This window comes from Cellulomonas sp. NPDC058312 (assembly GCF_042880135.1).
Classification (GTDB): domain Bacteria; phylum Actinomycetota; class Actinomycetes; order Actinomycetales; family Cellulomonadaceae; genus Cellulomonas.
The window spans coordinates 229,366-254,330 of record NZ_JBHVZE010000006.1; the positions used below are offsets into that span (position 1 = coordinate 229,366).

Annotated in this window: 20 protein-coding genes; 11 read left to right on the top strand and 9 right to left on the bottom strand. The window is 76.3% G+C overall.

Going from position 1 to position 24,965, the window contains the following annotated elements; genetic code table 11:
• The first annotated feature begins 54 nt into the window (after nucleotides 1–54).
• The 5 genes from ACFVXN_RS17535 (at nucleotide 55) to ACFVXN_RS17555 (ending at nucleotide 6,776) form a co-directional block, all read left to right on the top strand.
• Nucleotides 55–573 (top strand): single-stranded DNA-binding protein, encoded by a 519-nt coding sequence (locus ACFVXN_RS17535; protein ID WP_389235449.1) that lies wholly within the window; start codon nucleotides 55–57, stop codon nucleotides 571–573.
• Nucleotides 574–792: 219 nt separating this feature from the next.
• Nucleotides 793–2,475: an energy-dependent translational throttle protein EttA gene (gene ettA / locus ACFVXN_RS17540; protein WP_389235452.1), complete on the top strand. Its 1,683-nt coding sequence runs from the start codon at nucleotides 793–795 to the stop codon at nucleotides 2,473–2,475.
• A gap of 166 nt (nucleotides 2,476–2,641) precedes the next feature.
• Nucleotides 2,642–4,618: a dynamin family protein gene (locus ACFVXN_RS17545; protein WP_389235455.1), complete on the top strand. Its 1,977-nt coding sequence runs from the start codon at nucleotides 2,642–2,644 to the stop codon at nucleotides 4,616–4,618.
• On the top strand, nucleotides 4,615–6,255 hold the full coding sequence (locus ACFVXN_RS17550; protein ID WP_389235458.1) for a GTPase: 1,641 nt from the start codon (nucleotides 4,615–4,617) through the stop codon (nucleotides 6,253–6,255). Before ACFVXN_RS17545 ends, ACFVXN_RS17550 begins: the two co-directional genes overlap by 4 nt.
• Nucleotides 6,252–6,776 (top strand): acyl-CoA thioesterase, encoded by a 525-nt coding sequence (locus ACFVXN_RS17555; RefSeq protein ID WP_389235461.1) that lies wholly within the window; start codon nucleotides 6,252–6,254, stop codon nucleotides 6,774–6,776. The genes ACFVXN_RS17550 and ACFVXN_RS17555 overlap by 4 nt, the downstream gene beginning before the upstream one ends.
• 43 nt (nucleotides 6,777–6,819) lie before the next feature.
• On the opposite strand, the gene ACFVXN_RS17560 is transcribed toward ACFVXN_RS17555, so the two are convergent.
• The 3 genes from ACFVXN_RS17560 to ACFVXN_RS17570 form a co-directional block, all read right to left on the bottom strand.
• Nucleotides 6,820–7,947, bottom strand: a complete 1,128-nt coding sequence (locus ACFVXN_RS17560) for a hypothetical protein (RefSeq protein ID WP_389235464.1) — start codon at nucleotides 7,945–7,947, stop codon at nucleotides 6,820–6,822.
• Nucleotides 7,944–8,453 carry a sigma-70 family RNA polymerase sigma factor gene (locus ACFVXN_RS17565; RefSeq protein ID WP_389235467.1) on the bottom strand — a complete coding sequence of 170 codons (510 nt, stop codon included), beginning with the start codon at nucleotides 8,451–8,453 and terminating at the stop codon, nucleotides 7,944–7,946. Before ACFVXN_RS17565 ends, ACFVXN_RS17560 begins: the two co-directional genes overlap by 4 nt.
• 114 nt (nucleotides 8,454–8,567) lie before the next feature.
• Complete coding sequence (locus ACFVXN_RS17570) at nucleotides 8,568–10,328, bottom strand: SDR family oxidoreductase (RefSeq protein WP_389235539.1); 1,761 nt, start codon at nucleotides 10,326–10,328, stop codon at nucleotides 8,568–8,570.
• Between the two features lie 10 nt (nucleotides 10,329–10,338).
• Here ACFVXN_RS17570 and ACFVXN_RS17575 point away from each other — a divergent pair, with 10 nt between their 5' ends.
• Nucleotides 10,339–11,007, top strand: a complete 669-nt coding sequence (locus ACFVXN_RS17575; protein WP_389235470.1) for an O-methyltransferase — start codon at nucleotides 10,339–10,341, stop codon at nucleotides 11,005–11,007.
• Nucleotides 11,008–11,017: 10 nt separating this feature from the next.
• Here ACFVXN_RS17575 and ACFVXN_RS17580 read toward each other — a convergent pair whose 3' ends face one another.
• From ACFVXN_RS17580 to ACFVXN_RS17590, 3 genes are all read right to left on the bottom strand, one after another.
• The gene (locus tag ACFVXN_RS17580) at nucleotides 11,018–12,007 is read right to left on the bottom strand and encodes a DNA topoisomerase IB (protein WP_389235473.1); all 990 of its coding nucleotides are present in this window, start codon (nucleotides 12,005–12,007) and stop codon (nucleotides 11,018–11,020) included.
• Between the two features lie 73 nt (nucleotides 12,008–12,080).
• Entirely contained in the window at nucleotides 12,081–12,983 is a 903-nt protein-coding gene (locus ACFVXN_RS17585; RefSeq protein ID WP_389235476.1) for an acyl-CoA thioesterase, read from the bottom strand.
• A 25-nt stretch (nucleotides 12,984–13,008) separates the two neighbouring features.
• A complete protein-coding gene (locus ACFVXN_RS17590; RefSeq protein WP_389235542.1) occupies nucleotides 13,009–13,341 on the bottom strand; it encodes a globin in 333 nt (110 codons plus the stop codon).
• A gap of 360 nt (nucleotides 13,342–13,701) precedes the next feature.
• On the opposite strand from ACFVXN_RS17590, the gene ACFVXN_RS17595 reads away from it, so the two are divergent.
• Complete coding sequence (locus tag ACFVXN_RS17595) at nucleotides 13,702–13,932, top strand: glucose PTS transporter subunit EIIB (protein ID WP_389235479.1); 231 nt, start codon at nucleotides 13,702–13,704, stop codon at nucleotides 13,930–13,932.
• A 123-nt stretch (nucleotides 13,933–14,055) separates the two neighbouring features.
• Here ACFVXN_RS17595 and ACFVXN_RS17600 read toward each other — a convergent pair whose 3' ends face one another.
• Nucleotides 14,056–15,066 (bottom strand): mechanosensitive ion channel family protein, encoded by a 1,011-nt coding sequence (locus ACFVXN_RS17600; protein WP_389235482.1) that lies wholly within the window; start codon nucleotides 15,064–15,066, stop codon nucleotides 14,056–14,058.
• Between the two features lie 85 nt (nucleotides 15,067–15,151).
• Nucleotides 15,152–17,392: a prolyl oligopeptidase family protein gene (locus ACFVXN_RS17605; RefSeq protein WP_389235485.1), complete on the bottom strand. Its 2,241-nt coding sequence runs from the start codon at nucleotides 17,390–17,392 to the stop codon at nucleotides 15,152–15,154.
• Between the two features lie 191 nt (nucleotides 17,393–17,583).
• On the opposite strand from ACFVXN_RS17605, the gene malQ reads away from it, so the two are divergent.
• Both malQ and ACFVXN_RS17615 read left to right on the top strand, forming a co-directional pair.
• Nucleotides 17,584–19,740: a 4-alpha-glucanotransferase gene (gene malQ, locus ACFVXN_RS17610; protein WP_389235488.1), complete on the top strand. Its 2,157-nt coding sequence runs from the start codon at nucleotides 17,584–17,586 to the stop codon at nucleotides 19,738–19,740.
• The gene (locus ACFVXN_RS17615; protein WP_389235491.1) at nucleotides 19,741–20,328 is read left to right on the top strand and encodes a toxin; all 588 of its coding nucleotides are present in this window, start codon (nucleotides 19,741–19,743) and stop codon (nucleotides 20,326–20,328) included.
• 89 nt (nucleotides 20,329–20,417) lie between these two features.
• On the opposite strand, the gene pepN is transcribed toward ACFVXN_RS17615, so the two are convergent.
• The gene (gene pepN / locus ACFVXN_RS17620; RefSeq protein WP_389235494.1) at nucleotides 20,418–23,048 is read right to left on the bottom strand and encodes an aminopeptidase N; all 2,631 of its coding nucleotides are present in this window, start codon (nucleotides 23,046–23,048) and stop codon (nucleotides 20,418–20,420) included.
• Between the two features lie 247 nt (nucleotides 23,049–23,295).
• Here pepN and ACFVXN_RS17625 point away from each other — a divergent pair, with 247 nt between their 5' ends.
• A complete protein-coding gene (locus ACFVXN_RS17625) occupies nucleotides 23,296–23,922 on the top strand; it encodes a DsbA family protein (protein ID WP_389235497.1) in 627 nt (208 codons plus the stop codon).
• A gap of 77 nt (nucleotides 23,923–23,999) precedes the next feature.
• Nucleotides 24,000–24,569: a DUF6636 domain-containing protein gene (locus tag ACFVXN_RS17630; RefSeq protein WP_389235500.1), complete on the top strand. Its 570-nt coding sequence runs from the start codon at nucleotides 24,000–24,002 to the stop codon at nucleotides 24,567–24,569.
• Nucleotides 24,570–24,965: the final 396 nt, after the last annotated feature.

The following is a 24,965-nucleotide window of genomic DNA, read 5'->3' on the forward strand; positions in this document are numbered from 1 at the left end:
GAACCTCGTCCCACGGCCGGCCCGACCGGGTGCCGGCACGGACGAGGAGGACGCATGGCGGTCAACGAGCTCGACGTCACGGTGGTCGGCTGGGTGGGCAACGTGCCCCTGTACCACCAGGGCGAGGGCGGGCAGGTGGCGTTCACACGGTTCCGGCTCGCGAGCACCCCGCGGGTGTACGACCGGGCGCGGGACGCGTACGTGGACGGGGTCACCAGCTGGTTCACGGTCAAGACGTTCCGGCACCTGGCCGTGCACGTCGCCGAGTCGCTGCGGCGCGGGGACCCGGTGCTCGTGCACGGGCGGCTCGCGATGGTGGAGTGGACGGCGCCTGACGGCAGCACCCGCACCACCGCGGAGATCACGGCCGACTCCGTCGGGCACGACCTCGCGCGCGGGTCCACGCGGTTCAAGCGGACGGTGCGGGAGGGGCGGCCGGAGGACGGCGAGGGTCCGGGCGCCGGCGTCGCCGGCGTCGGCGGCGAGGGCGGCCCGGCGCCGGCGCCGGTCGACCTGACCGGCGTGGTCGTGCTGGAGGACGACCCGGCAGGGGACGTCCGGGCCGCGGCCTGAGGCGGCGCGGGCGGCCGCGGCGGCGGACGGCGGGCCCGGGGGCCGTGTCCCGGCGGGCGTGATCGCCTAGGCTGGGGGATCGCGACGTCGCCCGGCGCCGCCGACCGTCCCCCACGGGGACGCCCCCGGCCGCCCGCGACGTCTCGGGCACGACCCGAGCGCCGCACCCGACGCGCGCGACCCGAAGCACCGACGAGCACCGAGGCGGACGAAGAGCCAGTGGCTGAGTTCATCTACAGCATGTACAAGGCGCGCAAGGCGCACGGCGACAAGGTCATCCTCGACGACGTCTCGCTGAACTTCCTGCCCGGCGCCAAGATCGGCGTCGTCGGGCCGAACGGCGCGGGCAAGTCGACCATCCTCAAGATCATGGCCGGGCTCGACCAGCCTTCCAACGGCGAGGCGCGCCTCAGCCCCGGCTTCACGGTCGGCATCCTCCAGCAGGAGCCGCCGCTGAACGAGGAGAAGACCGTCCTCGGCAACGTCCAGGAGGGCGTCGCCGAGATCAAGGGCAAGATCGACCGGTTCAACGAGATCTCGGCGCTCATGGCCGAGCCGGACGCCGACTTCGACGCCCTGCTCGCCGAGATGGGCGTGCTGCAGGAGGCCATCGACGCCGCCGACGCGTGGGACCTCGACGCCCAGCTCGAGCAGGCGATGGACGCGCTGCGCTGCCCGCCGCCGGACGCCGACGTGACGGTGCTCTCCGGTGGTGAGCGCCGCCGCGTCGCCCTGTGCAAGCTCCTGCTCGAGAAGCCCGACCTGCTGCTCCTCGACGAGCCCACCAACCACCTGGACGCCGAGAGCGTGCTGTGGCTCGAGCAGCACCTCGCGTCGTACCCCGGCGCCGTGCTCGCCGTCACCCACGACCGGTACTTCCTCGACCACGTCGCGGAGTGGATCTGCGAGGTCGACCGCGGCCGCCTGTACCCCTACGAGGGCAACTACTCCACCTACCTGGAGAAGAAGCAGGCCCGTCTGGAGGTGCAGGGCAAGAAGGACGTGAAGCTCGCCAAGCGCCTCAAGGACGAGCTCGAGTGGGTCCGGTCCAGCGCCAAGGGCCGCCAGGCCAAGTCCAAGGCACGTCTGGCCCGCTACGAGGAGATGGCCGCCGAGGCGGACCGCACCCGGAAGCTGGACTTCGAGGAGATCCAGATCCCGCCGGGCCCGCGCCTGGGCTCCGTGGTCCTCGAGGCGAGCGACCTCGAGAAGGGCTTCGACGGCCGCAAGCTGATCGACGGCCTGTCGTTCACGCTGCCCCGCAACGGCATCGTCGGCGTCATCGGCCCGAACGGCGTCGGCAAGACGACCCTGTTCAAGACGATCGTCGGCCTGGAGCCGCTCGACGGCGGCACCCTCAAGGTCGGCGAGACGGTCTCCGTGTCGTACGTCGACCAGTCCCGCGGCGGCATCGACCCGAAGAAGACCCTCTGGGAGGTCGTGTCCGACGGGCTCGACTTCATCAAGGTCGGCAACGTCGAGATGCCGTCCCGCGCCTACGTCGCGTCGTTCGGCTTCAAGGGCCCGGACCAGCAGAAGCCCGCCGGCGTGCTGTCCGGTGGTGAGCGCAACCGCCTCAACCTCGCGCTCACGCTCAAGCAGGGCGGCAACCTGCTGCTCCTCGACGAGCCCACCAACGACCTCGACGTCGAGACCCTCGGCTCGCTGGAGAACGCCCTGCTGGAGTTCCCGGGCTGCGCCGTCGTGGTCTCCCACGACCGGTGGTTCCTCGACCGGGTGGCGACGCACATCCTGGCGTACGAGGGCACCGAGGAGAACCCGTCGAGCTGGTACTGGTTCGAGGGCAACTTCGCCTCCTACGAGGAGAACAAGATCGCGCGCCTCGGCGCCGACGCGGCCCGCCCGCACCGGGTGACCTACCGCAAGCTCACGCGCGACTGACCGACCCGCGCACGCCCGGACCGGCCGCCGCCCCCTGAACCCGGGGGTCCGCGGCCGGTCCGCGTCCAGGGCCGCTCCGCCCAGCCGCCCCGCGGGGCCGCCCCGCCCGGCCGCCCTCGCCGACACCGCCGTGGCCGCGTCGGCCCCCGCCCGGCAGGATGGGCGCATGGTCGACGCGACGGACAGCCCGGCACCCGCACCGGCGTCCGGCGCGGACGCCGCCCTGGTCGACGCCCTCGAGCGCCTGCACGCCCGCCTTCGCGAGCTCGCCCTGCCGCTCGAGACCCCGGACGCCCCGGCGGCGCGCGGCGACCGGCGGGCCGCGCTCGACCAGCTCGACGACTACCTGCTGCCGCGGCTGCGGGCCGGGAGCGCCCCCCTGCTGGTGGTCGTCGGCGGCTCCACGGGCGCGGGCAAGTCCACGCTGGTCAACTCCCTGCTCGGCGCCCGGGTGACCGACCCGGGCGTGCTGCGGCCTACCACACGCTCGCCGGTGCTCGTGCACCACCCGCTCGACGGGCGCTGGTTCGCGAGCGACCGGGTGCTGCCGGGACTCGCGCGCGTGACCGGTGGGCCCGGCGGCACCGGCGGCCCTCAGGCGTCGGGCGCCGGGCCCCGCCCGACGGACTCCCCGGACCCCGCGGGCGGCGGCACGGCGGCGGTGCGCCTGGTCGCCAGCGAGGCCCTGCCCCGCGGGCTGGCCCTGCTCGACGCCCCGGACGTCGACTCCGTCGAGGTCGCGAACCGCGCGCTCGCCGCCCAGCTGCTGGCCGCCGCGGACCTGTGGGTGTTCGTCACCACCGCCGCCCGGTACGCCGACGCCGTGCCGTGGGACCTCCTCCAGGGCGCCGCCGAGCGGCACGCGCAGGTCGCCCTCGTCGCCGACCGCGTCGACCCGGGCGCCGGGGCGGCGGTGACGGACCTGCGGCGGATGATGGACGAGGCGGGGCTGACCGCCGCGCCCCTGTTCGCCGTCGAGGAGGGGCTCGACGCCGACGGGCTGCTGCCCGAGCGGGCGGTCGCCGAGCTGGCCGGGTGGCTGTCCGCGCTCGGCGACGCGGACGCCCGGGCGTCCGTCGCACTGCTCACCCGGGACGGCGTCGTCGACGACCTCGCACGGCGCGCGCTGGGGCTCGCGGCCGCGGCGGACGCGCAGGTCGTCGCCGACGCCCGGCTGCGGGACGCCGTGGCCCGGTCGTACGCGGAGGCGGCCGCACAGGTCACCGCCGCGACGTCGGACGGGGCGATGCTGCGCGGCGAGGTGCTCGCCCGCTGGCAGGAGCTGGTCGGCACGGGGGAGCTGCTGCGGTCCGTGGAGCAGCGGGTCGGGCGGGTCCGGGACGTGGTCGTCGGGTTCGTCCGGGGGCGGCCCGCCGCGGCCCCGCCGGTGGAGCAGGCCATCGCGCACGGGCTGGCGGCGGTCGTGCTGGACGCCGCCGACGCCGCCGCCGAGCGCACCCACGCCGCGTGGCGCGGGGACGCCGCCGGTGCGGCGCTGCTGCCGGACCTCGACCTGTCCCGGTCGTCCGCGTCGCTGCGGGCGCACGTCGAGCAGCAGGTCCGCGACTGGCAGTCCGACGTGCTGGACCTGGTCCGCGAGCAGGGGTCCCAGCGGCGGGGCACGGCGCGGGCGCTGTCGTTCGGGGTCAACGCGCTCGGCGTCAGCCTGATGGTGCTGGCGTTCGCGTCGACGGGCGGGTTGACGGGCATCGAGGTCGGGATCGCCGGTGGCACCGCGGTCGTCGCGCAGAAGCTGCTGGAGGCGGTGTTCGGCGACGACGCCGTGCGCCGTCTCACCGCGACCGCCCGGGAGCGCCTCGACGCCCGGGTCGGGCAGGTGCTGTCCGGCGAGGCCGCCCGGTACACCGCGCAGCTCGACGCGCTGACCGTCGTCGGCGGCACGGGACTGCGGTCCGCGGCCCTCGCTGTGCAGCATGCGGCGGCCGCCGAGCGGGCCGGTCGGACGGCGTCGACCGGGATCCCGCAGGACGACGGGTCCGCCGCGCCCACGACCCGGCTGCGCGGGGCCGGGACGCACCGGGCCGGGACGCACCGGACCGGCACCCCCGGCGCGCCCACCACCGAGCCCCCGGCCCGCCCGGGGTTCTGGCGCCGGCTGCTCGGCCGGGGCGACGCCCGATGAGCCCGACGCTGCACGAGCGCGCCACCGCCCTGGCCGCCGCGCTCGACGCGGGCGGGCCGCGCCTGCCCCCTGCCGTCCTCGACGCCGGGCGGACGGTCGTCGCCCGCGCCGCCGAGCGCGCCGCGCTGTCCGCGGAGCACACCGTGGTGGCGCTCGCCGGGTCCACGGGCTCGGGCAAGTCGTCGCTGTTCAACGCCCTGGTGGGCCAGGAGCTCGCCGGTACGGGCGTCCAGCGGCCGACGACCTCCGAGGCCCTCGCCGCGGTCCGCGGGCCCGGTGCGGCGCCCCTGCTCGACTGGCTGGGCGTCCGCCGCCGGCACGAGGTCGACGGGCCCGCCGGCGCGGGCGGCCTCGTGCTGCTGGACCTGCCCGACCACGACTCGGTCGTCACCGAGCACCGGCTGCGGTCCGAGCACCTGCTGGAGCGCGTGGACCTGCTGGTCTGGGTCGTCGACCCGCAGAAGTACGCGGACGCCGCCCTGCACGAGCGCTACCTGCGCCCGCTGGCCCGGCACGCCGACGTCGTCGTGCTCGTGCTGAACCAGGCGGACCGGCTCGCGCCCGCCGAGTCCGCGGCGGTGCTCACCGACCTGCGCCGACTCGCCGCCCAGGACGGCCTGGGGGACGTCCGCGCGGTGGCGGTCTCCGCCCGCACGGGCGCCGGGATGGACGCGCTGCGGGACCTGCTCGACGACGCCGCCGCCCGCCGGGAGGCCGCGACCCGCCGGTGGGAGGCCGAGGTCGAGGTCGCCGCCCACCAGGTGCTGACGGCCGTCGGCGAGGCAGGACGCGGCCGGACGCGCACGCCGGCACCCGACGCCCTGGTCGAGGCGCTCGCGGACGCCGCCGGGGTGCCCGTCGTCGTGGCCGCGGTGCGCGGCGCCGCGGTCCGCCGGGTCACGGCACGCACCGGGTGGCCGCCGGTCCGGTGGCTGGCGCGGCTGCGGCCCGACCCGCTGCGGCGGCTGCACCTCGCGGCCGGCGAGGTCCCGGCGGACGGCACCGCGCGCACGTCGCTGCCCGCCCCGGGGCCCGCCGCCCGCGCCGCCGCCGGCTCCGCGGTCCGCCGGTACGTGGACGCGGCCACCGAGGGCGTCCCCGACGCGTGGGCGCTCGACGCCCGGGCGCGCGTCGGCGCCGCGGACCTCGGCGACGCCCTGGCCGACGACCTCGACCGGGCGGTCGCCGCCACACCGCTGCTGCCGACCCGCCCGGCGGCCTGGGCCCGCGCGGTCGGGGCGCTCCAGTGGGTGCTGCTGGCGGCGGCCGTCGCCGGTGCGGTGTGGCTGGGCGTGCTCGCCGGGCTCGCGTACCTCCGGCTCCCCGAGCCCCGCACCCCACAGTGGGGGCTGCTGCCCGCGCCGACGGCGCTGCTGGCCGGGGGCGTGCTCGCCGGGGTGCTGCTCGCGCTGCTGGCGTCGCTGCTCGCCCGGGTCGGGGCGCACCGCCGCGCCCGCGCCGCCCGGGCCCGGCTGCACGCCGCCGTGGCCGCGGTCGCGCGCGCCCGGGTCGTCGACCCCGTGGCGGGAGTGCTCGCCGACCTCGCGACCTGCCGCGACCAGGCCCGCCGCGCAGGAGGCAGGATGGCGGGGTCCCGGTCGACCGGCCGGGCCCGACGGGACGGAGTGGGTGCATGACGAGGCTGCGGGTGCCGGTCCAGCTGCGGTGGTCCGACATGGACGCGTACGGGCACGTGAACAACGTCGAGATGCTGCGCCTGCTGGAGGAGGCCCGGATCGAGGCGTTCTGGGCGCACCCCGCCCCCGCCGAGCCGCTCGGCGAGGCCGCGGCGACCTCGCCCGCCCCGTCGCCCGCCCCGGAGACCTGGCCCACTGCCGTGCTCGACGCCGGGCCCGGTGCCCGGACCGCGACCCTCGTCGCCCGGCAGGAGATCGAGTACCTGCGCCCGCTCGGCTACCGGCGGACCCCCGTGGCGGTCGACATGTGGATCGGCCACCTCGGGGGCGCCAGCATCGACGTCTGCTACGAGGTGCGCGACGAGGGCGCCGCGACCGGCGACCCCTACGCCCGGGCGGTCACGACGCTGGTGCTCGTCGACGCCGCCTCGGGGTCGCCGCGCCGGATCGGCGAGGCCGAGCGTGCGGCGTGGCTGCCGTACGTCGAGGACGCGCCGACGTTCCGGCGCCGCGGGCGCTGACCGCGCGGCGCCGGCGCCGGCGCCGGTGCCGGTGCCGCGCCCGTCATCCCGCGTCGGGCAGCACCGGCAGCCCCGCGAACCGGGGGTCGGTCACGTCCGCGGGGACCACGGTGCGGGCGAGCGCGGCGAGCTCGTCGACCGGGAGCGCGCCGGAGACCGTGTACCGGATCCCGTCGTCGTCCCACGTGAGCCAGCCGCCCACGTCGACGTCCGGGTCGCCCCAGGGGCTGAACACGGCGCGGCTGCCCCGCACGTCCACGAACGCCGTCTCGGCCGCCCAGTAGCTCGCCGCGACCTCGGCGGGCGCCGTCGCCACCCGTGCCTCGACCTGCACGCCGCCACCGGGTGCCTGGACGGCCGTGCCGTCGGGACCCTCGACCGCGACGGTGTCGCCGTAGGTGACCCACCAGGTGCGGGTGACCGGGTCCGCGGGCGCGTCCGGCACGGGGACCCACTCGTACGCGTCGGGCACGGAGGCGGCGTCGACCCGCGCACCGTCGAGGTCGAGCCCGTCCACCACCCCGACCAGCTCGGTCGCGGACAGGCCGCTGCCGTTGACGACCCACCGGAGCCCGGCGTCGTCGACCCAGCTGAGCAGCAGCCCGCCGCCGAAGTCCCGCAGCCGCCCGTCGACCCCCCGGACTCGGGCGTCCGTCACGTCCTCGGTCCCCGTGGGGAACGGGTCGGCGACGTCGGCGTAGACGGTGATCGCGCGCACCGGGTCCAGGTCGAGCAGCACGGCGGCCGGTACCGCGTCGGGGCAGTTCATGGTCGCCTCGTGCACGCCGACGCTCACCAGCGGCCACGGGGCGTCGTCGAGGACGACGGCCGCCCGGGTGATGCGGGGGTCCGCTGCCCACGCGTCCGCGTCCACCCACTCGGCGGACCCGGTGCCGCAGCCGGTGGCCGCGTCCGCTGCGCGCGCGGGAGCGACACCCAGGGCGAGCGCGACACCCGGCGGGTTCGGCACGCCCGGGGTGCCGCCGCCGAGCTGCGGGGCGACGACGCCGCCGACGGTCAGCACGGCAGCGAGCGCGAGCGTGCCACCCGCGAGGCGGGTGCGCCGTCGGGCGAGCCGGATCGCCCGCGCGCGGCGCGTGACCCCGTCGAGGTCGGGGGCGGCGGTGGGCTGGTCGAGGTCGGCGAGGCGGGACAGCGGGTCGGTGCTCATCGGGCGAGCTCCTCACGGGTGGGGCCGAGCGCGGCGGCGAGCCGCTGGCGGGCGGTGGACAGGGTCGAGGCGACGGTGCCGCGCGAGATGTTCATCGCCTCGGCGACCTGCGGCTCGGTGAGGTCGGCGATGTACCGCAGCGCGACCGCGGTGCGCGTCCGGGGTGGCAGCGCCGCGACGGCGTGCCAGAGCGCGTCGTCCGGAAGCGCGGGGGCCTCCTCGCGCTCCTCGCGCAGGCGCTGCACGTAGCGGCGCTCCAGGCGGGCGCGCCGCCACGTCCGGCGCACCTCGTTCAGCGCGACGGTGTGCACCCACGCCGCGGGTCGCTCCATGCGGCTCACCGCGTCCCAGGCGTTCAGGGCCCGGGCGAACGCCTCGGCCGCGGCCTCCTCGGCCAGGCCCGGGTCGCCGACCGCCAGGGTCAGCGCCCGGCAGGTCCGCGGCAGCTCCGCCGCGTACCAGGCCGCGAAGTCGGGTGGCGGGTCGTCCCGCCGTGCTCGTGTCATACCCCTACAAGTCGTCGGGGCGGCAGAACGTTGGGTGGGACCGGGACGCCGCCACCGGCATCGTGCCAGGTGGGCGCGCCGGCGGGTGGTCGCGGCGTCGTCGGGCCGGTGGGATCAGCCCCGCGCGCGGTCCCGCCGCGCCCGCTCCGCCGTCTGCGCCGCCCGCGCGATGTTCCGCTGCATCCCGCCGAACACGATCCCGTGGAACGGGTAGACCGACCACCAGTAGAGCTGTCCCAGCAGGCCGTGCGGGTGGAACACCGCGCGCTGCGCGAACGTCGTCGGCGGGGTCGCCCACCGGTCCGGGTCGACCGGCGCGGCCCGGCCGGGACCGCCGCCGGCGGCCTCGGGCTGCTCGCCGTCGGGCTCGACGCGCAGCTCCAGCCACGCCAGCCCGGGCACGCGCATCTCGGCGCGCAGCCGCAGCAGCCGGCCGGGGTCGACCTCCTCGACCCGCCAGAAGTCCACCGCGTCGTCCACGACCAGCCGGTCGGGGTCGCGGCGGCCGCGACGCAGACCCGGACCGCCGACGACGCGGTCGGCCAGCCCGCGGATCCGCCAGGCGAGCGACCAGGAGTACCAGCCGCGCTCGCCGCCGACGGCCTCGAGCACGCGCCACAGCGACGCGGGGGAGGCGTCCACGGTGATCCGCCGCTCGTCCACGTACAGCGACCCGCCCGCCCAGTCGGGGTCCGACGGCAGGGGCTCGCTCGGCACCCCGGGCACGCCGGCCGACGACCAGCGCGTCGTGACGTCGGCCTCGCGGATCCGGGCCAGCGCGAGCCGCATCGCGCGGTCGAACCCGATCAGGCCCTCGGGCGGGTCCGGGACGTGCTCGGCGATGTCGTGCTCCTCGCAGACCACCTCGTGCACCAGAGACTCGACCAGCGGCCGCGCCAGGCCGGACGGCACGGGCGTGACCAGGCCGACCCACAGGCTCGACAGCTTCGGGGTCAGCACCGGCACCGGCACGATCAGGCGGCGGGGCAGCCCGGCGGCCTTGGCGTAGCCCTGCATCATCTCGCGGTAGGTGAGGACCTCCGGCCCGCCGATGTCGAACTCCCGGCTCACCTCCGGGGGCATCGCGGCGGACCCGACGAGGTAGCGCAGCACGTCGCGCACGGCGATCGGCTGGATCCGGTTCTCCACCCAGCGCGGCACGGTCATCGCGGGCAGCCGCTCGGTGAGGTACCGCATCATCTCGAACGACGCCGACCCCGACCCGAGGATGACCGCCGCGCGCAGCACCGTGGTCGGCACGCCGGACGCCAGCAGGATCTCGCCGACCTCCTTGCGGGACGCCAGGTGCGGGGACAGGTCCTCGACGTCCGGCGACAGCCCGCCCAGGTAGACGATCCGCCCGACCCCGGCCTCGCGCGCCGCCCGGCCGAAGGTCAGCGCCGTCGACCGGTCGCGCTGCTCGAACCGCCGGCCGGTGCCCAGGGAGTGGATCAGGTAGTACGCGATGTCGACGCCGTCGAGCGCCGCGCGGATCTCCGCGGGGTCGGCGGCGTCCGCCTGGGCGACCTCCACCGCGTCGTACCAGGGCCGGCCGCGCAGCCGCTCCGGTCGACGCGCGATGGCGCGGACCCGGTACCCGGCGGCCAGCAGCTCCGGCACCAGGCGGCCGCCGACGTAGCCGGTGACCCCGGTGACCGCGACGAGCGGGGCGTCGGGCCGGGGGCGGCCGTCCGCGCCGACGCCGGGGACGTGCGGGAGGGTCCGGGCGACGGGCTCCGGCAGCAGGTCGGCGCCCAGCGGCGCGTCGTCGGTCGGCTGGGTGATGGCGGGATCGGCGGGCACGTCCGCAGTCTGCGGCGCGGCCCGCCCGCCCGCATCCGGGACGGGGTGCCCGCACCCGCACCGGCGGGGCATGATCGGGGCCATGAGCGAGGCGCAGTGGGCAGCGGTCGACGACTACCTGGTGCGCGAGGTGGTCACGGAGCACCCGCACCTGGCGGCCGCGCGCGACGCGGGCCGGGCGGCGGGCCTGCCGGCCATCGAGGTCGCGCCCAACCAGGGCCGGCTGCTCGCGCTGCTGTGCCGCGTCGCGGGCGCCCGCCGGGTGCTCGAGTTCGGCACGCTCGCCGGGTACAGCACGCTCTGGTTCGCGGACGCGGTCGGCGCCGACGGGCAGGTCACGACCCTGGAGCTCGACCCGACGCACGCGGCCGTCGCGCGCGAGAACTTCGCCCGCGCGGGGCTCGCCGACCGCGTGCGCCTGATCGAGGGGCCGGCGGCGGACTCGGCGCAGCGGCTGGTCGACGACGGCGAACCGCCGTTCGACCTCGTGTTCATCGACGCCGACAAGCCCGGCAACCCGCTGTACCTCGAGCTCGCCGTCGAGCTCGCCCACCCCGGCACGGTGATCGTGGTGGACAACGTGGTGCGCGGGGGCGCCGTCGCCGACCCCGGCGCCCGGGACCCCGCCGTCATCGGGTCCCGGGCCGTGCTCTACGACCTCGGGCACCACCCGCGGCTCGACGCCACCGCCCTGCAGACCGTCGGGTCGAAGGGCTGGGACGGGTTCGCGCTCGCGGTCGTGCGCGACTGACCGCCCGACGTCAGCCGAGCAGCGCCAGCGTCTCCTTCTCCGCGACCGCCTGCGACCGGGTGGGGCGGATCGTCGTGCCCTGCGCCCACAGGTCGACCACCCGCGGGTCGATGTAGGACGCCCGGCACACCGCGGGGGTGTTGCCGAGCTCCTCGGAGACGTCCTTGACCACCTGGGCGACGACCCGCCGGCGCGCCCGGTCCGACGCCGGTGGGGCGCCCTCGGCCGCAAGCCCGCGCGCGGCGAGCACGGTGGCGTGCCACGTCCGGAAGTCCTTCGGGGACGCGTCGTCGCCGAGGCGGGCCTTCACGTCGGCGCCCACCTCGGCGCTGGTGATGTCGTGCCAGCCGTCGTCGTCCCGCCACGCCAGGAGCTCCGGCCCGCCCCCGCGCCGGCGCACCAGCGTGCCCACCAGCTCGGCGACCTGCGCGTCCGCCACGACCACGTCCCGGACCTGCCCCGACTTCGCGGGGTAGTGGAACCGCACCGCGGCGCCCGTGCCGTCGTCCTCGAGCACCTGGACGTGCTCGCGCCGCAGGGTCGCCAGGCCGTAGGAGCCGTTCCGCTGGGCGTACCCCTCGCCGCCCGCCCGGAAGTACGCGAGGTCGAGCAGCCGGAACGCCAGCGCCAGCGCCTTCGCGCGCGGGAACCCGTCGAGCGCGAGGTCCCGGCGCACCGAGCGGCGCGCGGCGGGCAGCCGGCGGGCGACCTCGAGCACGTGGTCGTGCTTGAGCCGGTCGCGCCGACGCCGCCACTGCTCGTGGTACAGGTACTGGCGCCGGGCCGCGTCGTCGAGCCCGGCCGCCTGGATGTGCCCGTTCGGCCACGGGCTGATCCACACGTCGTGCCAGGCCGGCGGGATCGCGAGCGCGCCGATCCGGTCCAGGTGCACCACGTCCGTGATCCGCACCCGGTCGTGGTCCAGGTACGTGAACCCGCTCCCGGCACGGCGCCGGGTCCACCCGGGGGAGTCGATCCGGACGCGTCGCAGTCTCACCACCGGCACACCGTGCCCCGGCGCCGGACGTTCCGCCAGCGGAAGCCCGCGCCGGGCGGGCGCGCCGCGGGTCCGGTCAGGCCGGGATGCGGACCATGCCCTCCTGCGCGATCGACGCGACCAGCGTGCCGGCCCGGTCGAACACGCGGGTGGCGCCCAGCCCGCGCCCACCCTGCGCAGACGGGCTGGTCTGGTCGAACAGCAGCCAGTCGTCGACGCGCACGTCCCGGTGCCACCACATCGCGTGGTCGAGGCTCGCGACCGACAGGCCCGGCGTCAGCCACGACAGCCCCGCGCGGCGCAGCACCGGCTCCAGCATGATCTGGTCGCACGCGAACGCGAGCACCGCGCGGTGCAGCAGCTGGTCGTCGGGCAGGGCGCCCTTCGCCCGCATCCACACGCGCTGCCGGCCCTCGGGCGCGGGCGCCGGTCCGAGGTAGATCGACCCGCCCACGTGCCGCACGTCGAACGCGCTCTCGTGCGTCCAGAACCGCGCCACCGGGTGGTCGAGGTGCCCCATGCGGTCCATCGCGGACTCGACGTCCTCGGGCTCCGGGACCTCGGGCGCCGGCTCGGTGAGGTCCACCCCCTCCTGGTCCTCCTGGAACGAGGCGATCATCGACAGGATCGCCTCCCCGTCCTGCGCCGCGTGCACCCGCCGGGCCGAGAACGACCGGCCGTCCCGCAGCCGCTCCACGCCGAGCTCGACGGGCGTCGCGACGTCGCCCGCCCGCAGGAAGTACCCGTGCAGCGAGTGCGGCAGCCGTCCGCCGGGGACGGTGCGACCCGCGGCCACGAGCGCCTGGGCGACGACCTGCCCGCCGAACACCCGCCCCCCGGGCTTCGGCAGGTTGTGCGCGGTGAACGCGTCCGGTCCGGCGCCGGGGGCGACGTCCAGGACGGCGAGCAGCGCCGCGATCGGGTCGGGCGTTGGGGAGGCGGGGGCGGTCGGAGCGCCCGGGGTGGCAGCGTCGGTCACGCGGGCCAGCGTCTCACGGGACCCGTCAGCGCGGACCCGCGGCGTTCACCAGCGAGTGCGCCGCCCGCTCCAGGTAGTCCCACAGCGTGGCCTCGTGCAGCGGCGGCAGCGCCAGCGCGTCGACGGCGGTCCGCATGTGCGCCAGCCAGCGGTCCCGGGCGTCGGGGTCCACGACGAACGGCATGTGCCGCATCCGCAGCCGCGGGTGGCCGCGCTCCTCGGAGTACGTCGTCGGACCGCCCCAGTACTGCTCGAGGAACATCGTCAGCCGGCGGCGCGCCGGACCCAGGTCCTCCTCCGGGTACATCGGCTTGAGCACCGGATCCGTGGCGACGCCCTCGTAGAACACGTCGACCAGGCGGACGAACGCCTCGTGGCCGCCGACCGCCTCGTAGAACGACTCGCGGCGGCGGGCCTCGTCGGCGCCGGACGCCGGGGCCGGGGTCGCGGCGGGGGTCGCGGGGTCGGCGGGGGTCGCGGCGGCCGCCGCGGTCGCGGCGGAGAGCGGCAGGGCGGTGCGGGACGGCACGGTGTCGCGGTGCTGCGGCTGCGGGACAGTCATGCCGGCCAGTCTCCCACCGCGGCCCCGGTGCCCCACCGGGGCCGCGGTGCCCCGCCGGGCGCCCCGGTCGCGGACGCCGACTAGGCTGGGGTGCAGAAGGCCGCTCCCTGCGGCCGCGGGGGCAGATCCGGCACAAGACGGCACCACGGGGGTTCCATGAGCAAGGCAGAGCAGATCCTGGCGGCGCTGGGCGGCGGCGGCAACGTCGTCGACCTGGAGCCGTGCATCACCCGGCTGCGGGTCGAGGTCACCGACCCCCAGCGGGTCGACGACGCGGGCCTCAAGGCGACCGGCGCGTTCGGCGTCGTGCGGTCCGGCCGCATCGTGCAGGTCATCGTCGGCCCCGAGGCCGACAGCCTGGCCGCGGAGCTCGACGGCCTCCGCTGACCCCACGGGTCCACGGCCCCGGCCCCGGCCCACCGAGTGGAAGGTCCTGCCCCACACGCCGAGCGTGTCGGGCAGGACCTTCCACTCTGTCGTCTCCGGGGGATCCGCCCCGGCCTCCGGCCGTCAGCCCGCGTCCGGGGTGCCCTCGGTCGCGGCCCGGCGCTCGCGGTGCGCGACGAGGGCGTCCCGCTGGCCGGCGAGCGGGACGTCCGCGGCCTCGAGCGCGTCGCGGACGGCGGCGCGCAGCGCCCGCGCGACGGCCCACTGCCGCGACGGCGCGGTGCGCTGGGTGACCTTGAGCGTCACCGCGTCGAACGTGAGGTCCTCCGCGGACGTGACGGTCGCGACGCCCTCGACCGCGGACCCGACCTCGGGGTCGGCGGCCACGCGGGCCGCCGCCTCGACGAGGAGGTCGTGCACCTGCTGGAGGTCCGCGAAGTAGTCGACCTTGACCTCGACGACCGCGTTCGCCCAGCCCTGGGTCTTGTTGCCGACGCGCAGCATCGTGCCGTTCGGGACGTACCAGAGCGTGCCGTCGGCGTCGCGGATCTTCGTCACCCGCAGGCCGACCGACTCGACGGTGCCCTGGGCGGCGCCGACGTCCACGACGTCGCCCACGCCGTACTGGTCCTCGAGCAGCATGAACAGCCCGGACAGGAAGTCCTTGACCAGGCTCTGCGCGCCGAACCCGAACGCGACGCCGACGATCCCCGCCGACGCGATGAACGGCGCGATGTTCACGCCGACCTGGTCCAGCACCAGCAGCACGACGATCGAGCCGATCACGATCCCCGCGGTCGACCGCAGCACGGACCCGATGGTGCGGGCGCGCTGCGTGCGCCGGACGTTCGCGACGGGGCTGACCTTGCGCAGCGCCGCGGCGACCTCGGTGCCGGCCAGGGGCTTGCCGATCCCGCGCTGGAGCAGCGACGTGCCGTCGGCGATGTGCTCGGTGACGGCCTTGATGAGCCGCCGGACGACGAGCAGCGAGACCGCACCGATCACGATGATGAGGCCGATGCGGAGGCCGGGGCCGAGCAACCAGGTCATGAGCGCGCTGGCGCCGTCGGTGACGACGGCCCCGGGGTCGGCGTCGGCGGCGGGCAGCACGGAGCGCAGGGTCGAGAGGATCACCCGGACACGCTAGCCAACGGCGTGCGGGTCGCGTCGCCGCCGTGGGCGTCCCCGACGCGACCCGCACGCCGCCTGCACGGCGTCGTCACGCCTGCGGAGACGCCACCGCGGACCCGGTCGCGAGCCCGGTCGCGAGCCCGGTCCGGTCCGCGACGAACTGCAGCTGCTCGACGGTCAGCGCGATCGTCCGGGACAGCGCCCGGCCGCCGTGCCCGACGCCCTTCTCGCGCCGCACCAGCACCGGCGCCTCGGCCGGGGTGGCCGAGGTCGCGGCCTGCACCGCGGCCGCGAGCTTGCGCGCGTGCAGCGGGTCGACCCGGGTGTCGCCGTCGAAGATCGTGAACAGCGTCGCGGGGTACGCGGTGGCGTCGACGACCCGGTGGTACGGCGAGTACGACAGCAGCCAGTCGAGCTCGCGGGGGTCGTCGGCGTCCCCGTACTCGTCGGTCCACGTGGTGCCCAGCCCGAACCGCTGGTAACGGACCATGTCGAGCAGCGGCGCCGAGCAGACCACCGCCGCGAACGTGCCCGGGCGCTGGGTCAGCGCGGCGCCCACGAGCAGCCCGCCGTTCGAGCCGCCCCAGCAGGCGAGCTGGTCCGGGGTGGTCCAGCCGTGCGCGACCAGGTGGTCCGCGACCGCGTGGAAGTCGTCGAACACGTGCTGCTTGTGCTCGCGGCGTCCGGCGCGGTGCCAGGCCTCGCCCTCCTCGCCGCCGCCGCGCAGGTTCGCCACGACGTACACCCCGCCGGCCTCGACCCACGCGAGCGTGGCCGCCGAGTACGCCGGGTCGAGGGAGATCTGGAAGCCGCCGTACCCGTAGAGGATCGTCGGCGCCGCGCGCAGGGGGCGGCCGTCGGCGTCGAGCGCGTCGGCGCGGGCCACGACGAACGCGCGCACGGGCGTCCCGTCGGTGCTGGTCGCGACCACGTGCTGGACGCGGACGTCGGGCACGTCCGCGACCACCCCGGGGGGCGCCGCCCACAGGCTGGTGCGCCCGGTGCGGGCGTCGTACCGGTGCACCTCGGTGACGGTCGTGTGGTCGGTGTACGTGAACCACACGTCCGGGCCGCCGTCGGGCCGGGTCGCGAGCCCGCCCGTGGAGCCCAGGCCCGGCAGCGCGACGGTGCCCGCGTCCCCGGCGAGCCGTGCGCCCGTGGCGGGGTCGTGCACGGTGACCTCGCTGACGGCGTGCTGGCGCCAGGACGCGAGCAGCTGGAGGGGCGCGGTGTCGTCTCCGCCGCCGTCGACGACCGCGACGTCCTCCAGCACGGCCTCCGGGTCCTCGGCGAGCAGCGTGCGCCAGTGCGGGACGCCCGGGTCCGCCGGGTCCGCCACGGCGAGCCGGCCGCGGTCGGCGTCGAGCGTGGTGTGCACGTAGAGGCGGCCGTCGCGCCCCACCCAGGCCCCCACCTCCGCGTCGTAGCCGACCGCCACCTCGCGGAACACGGGCACGGTGCCGGGCTCCGCGGCGGCCAGGTCCGCGATCCACACGTCGGTCCGCGGCGCCGTGCCGGCCGAGGCGGACACCAGCAGCCAGCGCCCGTCGCGCGACACCGAGACGCCGTAGTAGTTCGTCAGGTCGAGGCCGTCGCCGAACACCTCGAGGTCCTGGGCCGGGTCGGTGCCCACGACGTGGCGCCACACCCGCCGGTGGTACTGCTGCTCGTCGGCGGGCAGCAGCTCCGGGGCGAGCCGGCGCACGTAGAAGTACGCGCCGCCGCCCGGCTCCCAGGCCACGGGGGAGTAGCGCGCGCGGTCGACCGGGCCGTCGACCAGCGCTCCCGTCGCCACGTCGAGGACGTGCAGCACGCTCTCCTCGGTGCCGCCGTGGGACACCTGGTAGGCGAGCAGGTCGCCCTCCTTGCTCGGCTGCCACGCGTCGAGCGTCGTCGTGCCCGCCGGGTCCAGCGCGACCGGGTCGACCAGCACGCGCTCGCGCTCCGCCCCCGGGACGTCCGGGTCGGGCTCGGCGACGACGACGACCGCGTGCTCCTGCTCGCCGGTGCGCCGGGCGAAGAACCGTCGGTCGCCGCGCCACGCGGGCGTGCCGACGAACCCCGCGCCGAGCAGCGCGGACAGGCGCGCGATCAGCGGGCCCGTGGCGAGCGGGCCGTCCGCGGCTGCACCCGCGACGACGCCGGACCGGTAGCGCGCGTAGAGGTCGTCCTGCGCGGTCGACCAGGCCTCGGTGGCGGGGTCGGCGGCGTCCTCGAGCCAGCGGTACGGGTCCGCCACGGTCCGGCCGTGCAGGTCCTCGACGAGGTCGAGGCGGGGCGCGGCGGGGTACGCGGTCGCGGGGTCGAGGGGCGTGGCGGGGTCGGTCATGCGCGCCACCCTACGGCGCGCCGGGCACCGTCCGGCCGTCGTCCCCAGGCCCGGTCCACCCCAGTCCACCCCGGCTCTCGCCAGCACCGACGCCCGCACCGGCACGCGCCCGCCGCCCCGCCGACCTCCCGCCCGCGACGCCCCGGCGCGCTGCCCGGCGAGGTCCCGCGCGCTCTGGCAGGATCGCGACCGTGGCCGACCTCACACCGCCGTCCGAGTCCCTGGTGCGCCTCGCGCGGGCGCACGGGGTCGCCCCCGAGTTCGAGGCCTTCGCCGGCGGGACCCAGCAGGTCGCCGCCGGGACGCTCGTCGCGGTGCTCGCCGCCCTCGGCGTCGACGCCTCGTCCCCCGAGCGGGTCGAGGTCGCGCTGCGGCACGCGCAGGACGCCCCCTGGCGCCGGGTGCTGCCGCCCGTCGTCGTGGCACGGCAGTCCCAGGAGGTCCAGGTCCCCGTGCACGTCACGCACGGGGACGCGGTCCGCGCGTGGGTCGAGGTCGACGCGGCGGAGGGCCGGGGCCGCCGGGCGGCGGGCTCGTCGCCGCAGCGGGTCGAGCTGGAGCAGGCCGACGTCTACGTCGAGCCCCGGACCGTCGACGGGCGCCAGGTCGGCCGGGCCACGTTCGTCGTCCCCGCGGGCCTGCCGCTCGGCTGGCACCTCCTGCGGACCGCCGGCCCGTCCGGCGAGGCGGCGAGCCCGCTGGCCGTGACCCCCGACCGCCTCGAGCTGCCCGCGGCCCTCGAGGACCGCAGCGCGTGGGGGCTCATGGTCCAGCTGTACTCGGTGCGCTCGCGGGCGTCCTGGGGCGCGGGCGACCTGCGCGACCTCGCCGACCTCGCCTGGCTGACCGGCCACGAGGCGGGTGCGCAGTTCGTGCTGGTCAACCCGCTGCACGCCGCCGAGCCGGTCCCGCCGCTGACCCCCTCGCCGTACCTGCCGACGACGCGCCGGTTCGTGAACCCGCTGTACCTGCGCGTCGAGGACGTGCACGAGACCGGCTACCTGACGTCCGCCGACCGCGCGCTGGTCGAGTGGTCCGCGGAGCAGGCGGTCGCGCTCGACACCGACGACGGCCCGATCGACCGCGACGTGGTGTGGGCCGCGAAGAAGGCGGCGCTGGAGGTCGTGTTCGCCGCACCCCGCAGCGCGGCCCGCCAGTCGGCGTTCGACGACTTCCGCCGCCGGGAGGGTCGCGGGCTCGAGGACTTCGCGCTGTGGTGCGCGCTGGTCGAGCGCGACGGCCCCCCGCCGTGGTCCGCGGACCTGCGCGACCCCGCGGCGCCCGGCGCCCTGCGCGCCCGGACCGAGCTCGCCGACCGGGTGCAGTTCTTCTGCTGGCTGCAGTGGCTGGCCGACGAGCAGCTCGCGACCGCCCAGCGCACCGCCCACGAGGCGGGGATGGCGCTGGGCGTGATGCACGACCTCGCCGTCGGGGTGCACCCCTCGGGTGCCGACGCGTGGGCGCTCGGCGGCGTGCTGGCCCGGGGGGCCTCCGTGGGCGCACCGCCGGACATGTACAACCAGCAGGGGCAGGACTGGTCGCAGCCCCCGTGGCACCCGGCCGAGCTCGAGCGGGTCGCGTACCGCCCGTACCGGGACCTGCTGCGCACCGTCCTGCGGCACGCCGGCGCCGTGCGGATCGACCACATCATCGGCCTGTTCCGGCTGTGGTGGATCCCGACGGGGAGCTCCCCGGCCGACGCCACCTACGTCCGGTACGACCACGAGGCGATGATCGGCATCCTCGCGCTCGAGGCGCACCGCGCGGGGGCCGTCGTCATCGGCGAGGACCTCGGCAACGTCGAGCCGTGGGTGCGGGACTACCTGTCCGAGCGCGGCGTGCTCGGCACGTCGATCCTCTGGTTCGAGAAGGACGCCGACGGCCGCCCCCTGCCGCCCGAGGGCTACCGCCGGCTCGCGCTGGCCTCGGTCACCACGCACGACCTGCCCCCGACGGCCGGGTACCTCGCCGAGGAGCACGTCGCGCTCCGGGAGCGGCTGGGCCTGCTGACGGAGCCGGTCGCCGAGGTGCGCCGCGCCGCGCGCGCGGAGCGGGCCGCGATGCTCGCCGCCCTGCGCGACCTCGGGATGCTGGGCGACGACCCCTCCGAGCGGGAGGTCGTCGAGGCCCTGCACCGGTACGTGCTGCGCACCCCGAGCGTGCTCGTCGGGGTGTCGCTGGCCGACGCGGTGGGGGAGCGGCGCGCGCAGAACCAGCCCGGCACCGACCAGGAGTACCCGAACTGGCGGGTCCCGCTGGCGGACGGCGGCGGTCGGCTCGTGCTCCTCGACGACCTGTTCCGGAACACGCGGTTCCGGTCGCTCGCCGCGGTCCTCGCGGAGCGCTGAGTGGCCGACGCACCCACCTGGCCGCCGCGGCGCGTGCGCGTCGTCGGCAACAGCGGCGCCGGGAAGACCACGTTCGCGCGGGCGCTCGCGCACCGCCTCGGGCTGCCGCACCGCGAGCTCGACGAGGTGTTCTGGGACTCGGGCTGGGTGAAGAAGGACGGCGAGGTCGCCCGCGCGATCCTGCGGGAGTTCCTCGACGGGTCACCGGGCGGCTGGGTGGTCGACGGCAACTGGACGCAGATGCGCGCCGGGCTCGCCGAGGACGTCGACGTGCTGGTGTGGCTCGACTACCCGCGGTGGGTCGTCATGCCCCGGGTGGTCCGCCGGACGCTCACGCGCGGTCTGCTGCGGCGCGAGCTCTGGCACGGCAACCGGGAGGACCTGCGCTCGCTGGCCCGCCGCGACCCGGAGGACAACATCGTGCTCTGGGCGTGGACCCAGCACGACGCCTACCGCGAGCAGTACCGCCGGGAGGCCGCCTCGGGCGAGATCCCGGTGGTCCGGCTGCGGCACCCGCGCGAGGCCCGCCGCTGGCTGGCGGCGCTGCCCCCGGTGCGCCCCGCGTCGTCCGCCGGGTCGCCGACTTAGGCCGTCCGCGCCGAGACAGGCCCGTGGGGGGCGCTGTCTCGGCGCGGAGGCCCTGTCTCGGCGAGGATCCGCCGGGCGAGCCGGGCGGCTCAGTCCTCGTGGTATTGCCGGTCCGCGGCCTGCGCGGCCAGGGTCCGGCGGACGCCGTCGCGCGCTTCGACGACCAGGCGGCGCAGTGCGGGCGCGGCGTCGGGGTGCGCGGCGAGCCAGGCGTCGGTCGCCCCGGCCACGTCGGCCTCGGCGTCGTCGGCGAGCTCCGTCGGGTACAGGCCGACGATGAGGTTCTGCGCCATCTCGCTGGTCTTCTCGGCCCACACGCGGTCGAGCACCTCGAAGTACGGCGCGACCCACGGCCGCAGCAGCGCGCGGTCGTGCACCCGGCCGAACCCGGTGATCGTCGCCGCCTGCAGGGCGTTCGGCAGCGCGTCCGACTCGACGACCGCGGCCCACGCGGCGGCCTTGGCCTCCGGCGTCGGGATCGCGGCGCGGGCGGCAGCGGCGGCCCGCTGGCCGGTCGCGGTCGGGTCCGCCTCGAGCTGCGCGTCGATCTCCGCGGCGCCGGCCCGGTCGCCGGTGACCAGCGAGGTCAGCAGCTCCCAGCGCAGGTCGGTGTCGATCGACAGGCCCTCGAGCCGGGTGCCGCCGTCCACGAGGGCGGCGACCGCGTCCAGCTGCTCCGGCGTGCTCGCCCGGGCCGCGAACGCCTTGACCAGCTGCAGCTGGGTGTCGCTCCCGGCGGGGGCGTCGGTGGCCAGCGTCCAGAGCGTGTCGGCGGCGGCGACCTCCGTGGCCGACCGGTGCTCGGCGGCCACGTACAGGTCGAGCGCGGTGTGCAGCTGGCGCAGCAGCACCAGGACCACCGACGAGTCGGTCTCGTGCGCGATGTTGCCGAGCAGCAGGTCGACGAAGTCGCGCGCCGGGGTCTCGCCGTCGCGGGTGGCGTCCCAGACCGCCGCCCACACCAGGGTGCGGGGCAGCGACTCGGTGAAGTGGCCGAGGTGCGCGACCGCCGTCGCGAGCGAGCGCTCGTCGAGCCGGACCTTCGCGTACGCGAGGTCCTCGTCGTTCAGCAGCAGCAGGTCGGGGCGCGCACGCCCCACCAGCTCGGGGACCTCGGTGCGCTCGCCGTCGACGTCGAGCTCGACGCGCAGGGTCCGCTCGAGGCGGGTCTCGCCGGACTCGTCGGCGACGACGTCGTAGCCGCCGACGACCAGGCGGTGCGGGCGCTGCACCGGGTGGGTCTCGGGGACCTCCTGCCGGACGGCGAGCGCCGTGATCCGCTCGACGCCGTCGGCGCCGACCTCGGAGGTGATCTCCGGGCGCAGCAGCGTGACGCCCGACTGCTCCAGCCACAGGCCGGACCACGCGGACAGGTCGCGGCCGCTGGTGGCCTCGAGCTCGGTCAGCAGGTCGCGCAGCTCCGTGTTGCCCCACGCGTGCTTCGCGAAGTACGCCCGGACGCCGGCGAAGAACTGCTCCTGGCCGACCCACGCGACGAGCTGCTTGAGCACGCTCGCGCCCTTGGCGTAGGTGATGCCGTCGAAGTTGACCTCGACGTCCTCGAGGTCCCGGATGTCCGCCGCGATCGGGTGCGTCGACGGGAGCTGGTCCTGGCGGTACGCCCAGCCCTTCTCGAGCGAGGAGAACGTCGTCCAGGCGGAGGTCCACCGGGTCGCCTCGGCCGTCGCCAGCGTGGACGCGTACTCGGCGAACGACTCGTTCAGCCACAGGTCGTCCCACCAGCGCATCGTCACCAGGTCGCCGAACCACATGTGCGCGAGCTCGTGCAGGATCGTCACCGCACGGCGCTCGACCGTGGCCTCCGGCACCTTGGACCGGAACACGTACGACTCGAGGAACGTCACCGCGCCGGCGTTCTCCATCGCGCCGGCGTTGAACTCCGGCACGAACAGCTGGTCGTACTTCGCGAACGGGTACGCGAAGTCGAACTGCTCCTCGTAGAACGCGAACCCGGCACGGGTGATGTCGAGGATGTTCTCGGTGTCGAGGTGCTGCGCGAGCGAGCCGCGGCAGTACACCCCGAGCGGGATCGTCCGGCCGTCGCTGCTGGTCAGCTCGCCGTGCTCGTGGTGGTACGGCCCGGCGACGACGGCCGTGATGTACGACGAGATCCGGGGCGTGGGCTCGAACGTCCACGTGGCGCTGCCCTCGTCGGCGCCGCCGTTGCGGTTGCTGCCGCCGTCGACCGCGACCGGGTCGCCGACGGCGGGGGAGTTGGACACGACCACCCAGTGCGCCGGGGCCGTGACGGTGAAGCGGAACGTCGACTTCAGGTCGGGCTGCTCGAAGACCGCGAACACGCGCCGGGAGTCGGCGACCTCGAACTGCGAGTACAGGTAGACCTCGTCGTCGACCGGGTCGACGAACCGGTGCAGGCCCTCGCCGGTGTTCATGTAGGCGGCGTCGGCGACGACGACCACCTCGTTGTCCTCGGCGAGCCCGTCCAGGGCGATGCGGGAGTCCGCGAACACCGCCGCCGGGTCGAGGTCGGCGCCGTTCAGGGTGACGCGGTGCACGACCGGGGCGATCAGGTCGAGGAACGTGCTCGCCCCCGCCTCGCGGCTCGTGAAGCGGACCGTCGTGGTCGACGCGAAGGTCGTGGGACCCGTCGTCAGGTCGAGCGCGACGTCGTACGACTGCACGTCCACCAGGGCGGCCCGGGTGCGGGCCTCCTCGCGGGTGAGGTTCTCAGCAGGCACGCGGGTGTCTCCTCGTGAGGTCGGTTCAGCGGCCGGTCGCCGCATCATTCCACCAACCGGCGTCGGTTCCGCACCCGGTCGGGGCGCTCCGGGGCCGCTCCGGGGCTGGTTGGTGGCGGGTCGGTGGCCGTTCGGGGTGACAACGGGCGGGGGTGCCGGGGCATGATGGCGGGCGCGGCGGTCGGTCCCGGCGGTCGCAGCCGCCCGTCCGCCACCGCACCGACCGCCCCGTGAGGAGCCACCTGACGTGACCGACACGCAGCCGCCCACGTCCCGCGACACCGCCGACTTCTGGTTCGACCCCGCCTGCCCGTGGGCGTGGATGACGTCGCGCTGGATGGACGAGGTGCAGCGGGTCCGGGACGTCGAGGTCCGCTGGCACGTGATGAGCCTGTCCGTGCTCAACGAGGGCCGGGATCTCCCCGAGGAGTACCGCGCGCTGATGGACGACTCGTGGGCGGCGGTCCGCGTGCTCACCGCCACGAAGGAGCTGTACGGCGCGGAGCACCTCAAGCCGCTGTACGACGCGCTGGGCAGCCGCCGGCACCCGGGCGGCCGCACGGACACGTGGGCGATCATCCGTGAGTCGCTCGACGAGGTCGGGCTGCCGCAGTCGCTGCGGGCGTACGGGGACACCGACGAGTTCGACGAGCAGCTGCGCGCGTCGCACGCCGAGGCGATCGCCCTGGTCGGCGACGAGGTCGGGACCCCGGTCGTCGCCGTCAACGGCTCCGCGTTCTTCGGCCCCGTGATGACGCCGGCGCCGAAGGGCGAGGACGCCGGCCGACTGTGGGACGGCTTCGTGCTCGTCACCGGCGTCCCCGGGTTCTACGAGCTGAAGCGCACCCGGACCAAGGGCCCCGTCTTCGACTGACCGGTCCGACCCGTCGACCCGCGACCGGGACCCGGGGCACCGCCGCCCCGCCCGGTCCGCACACCCGGAGGAACCAGATGGCAGCGTTCGCCGGCCTCAGCCGTGGCGTGAAGATCTTCCTGGCCGTGGACGTCGTCCTCGTGCTCGCGCTCGTCGTCGCCGCGATCGTGGTGCTCGGCGGCGGCGACGACGACCGGACCGCCGACGGCGCCGGTGCCGGTCCCGCGCCGGTCGCGTCCGGGTCGAGCACCCCCGGTGGGGGGTCGACGCCGGGCGACGACGCGACCGCGGCGGGGGATGCGCGCTCCTTCGCGTCGCCGAGCGGGAACATCGCGTGCACGATGTCGGCCGACGGCGTCACCTGCACGATCGCGAACAAGCAGTTCGACGTCCCCGCAGCCGAGGGGTGCACCGGCACGACCGGGCACGTGATCGTGCTCAACGAGTCGGACGGCGTCACCACCCCGTGCGTGGAGGGGGCGCCCCCGACCGTCGCCTCGGCCGACACCCCGGTGCTCGACTACGGCCGCTCGCAGGAGCTCGGTCCCTACACGTGCACCAGCGGGACCGACGGCATGTCGTGCGTGGTCGCCGAGACCGGCACCGGGTTCCGGGTGGCGACGGCCGCGCTGACGACTCTGCCGTGAGCCGCGCAGACCGGCCCCGCGTGACCCCGCGAGGCCGGTTTGACGACGGGCAGGTGGACGCGTAGTGTCCTCCGAGTTGCCCGAGAGGGAGGAACGGACACCGCGGATCGAACCCGGTGGCTGGTCCCGCGAGCAGCACACCCCAGCAGGATCGGTCGCCGCCTCGGCGCGCCTCCGCTCGTGCTGGACCAGGCAGGAAGGTTCGCCGGCGGGAATGCTCGCCGACAAAGCGGCCCGGAAAGCCTGGTAGGGTTTCGGAGGTCGGAACGGGAAAGAACAGCCCGGAAAGACGGTCTGAAAACTCTGGTAGGGTTTGAGGCGAGCGAGTCGCGGGAAACGGCGGCAAAGCGAGCCAGGAACTCTGGTAGATTGGAAGAAGAAGCCTCCGGTCGCGGA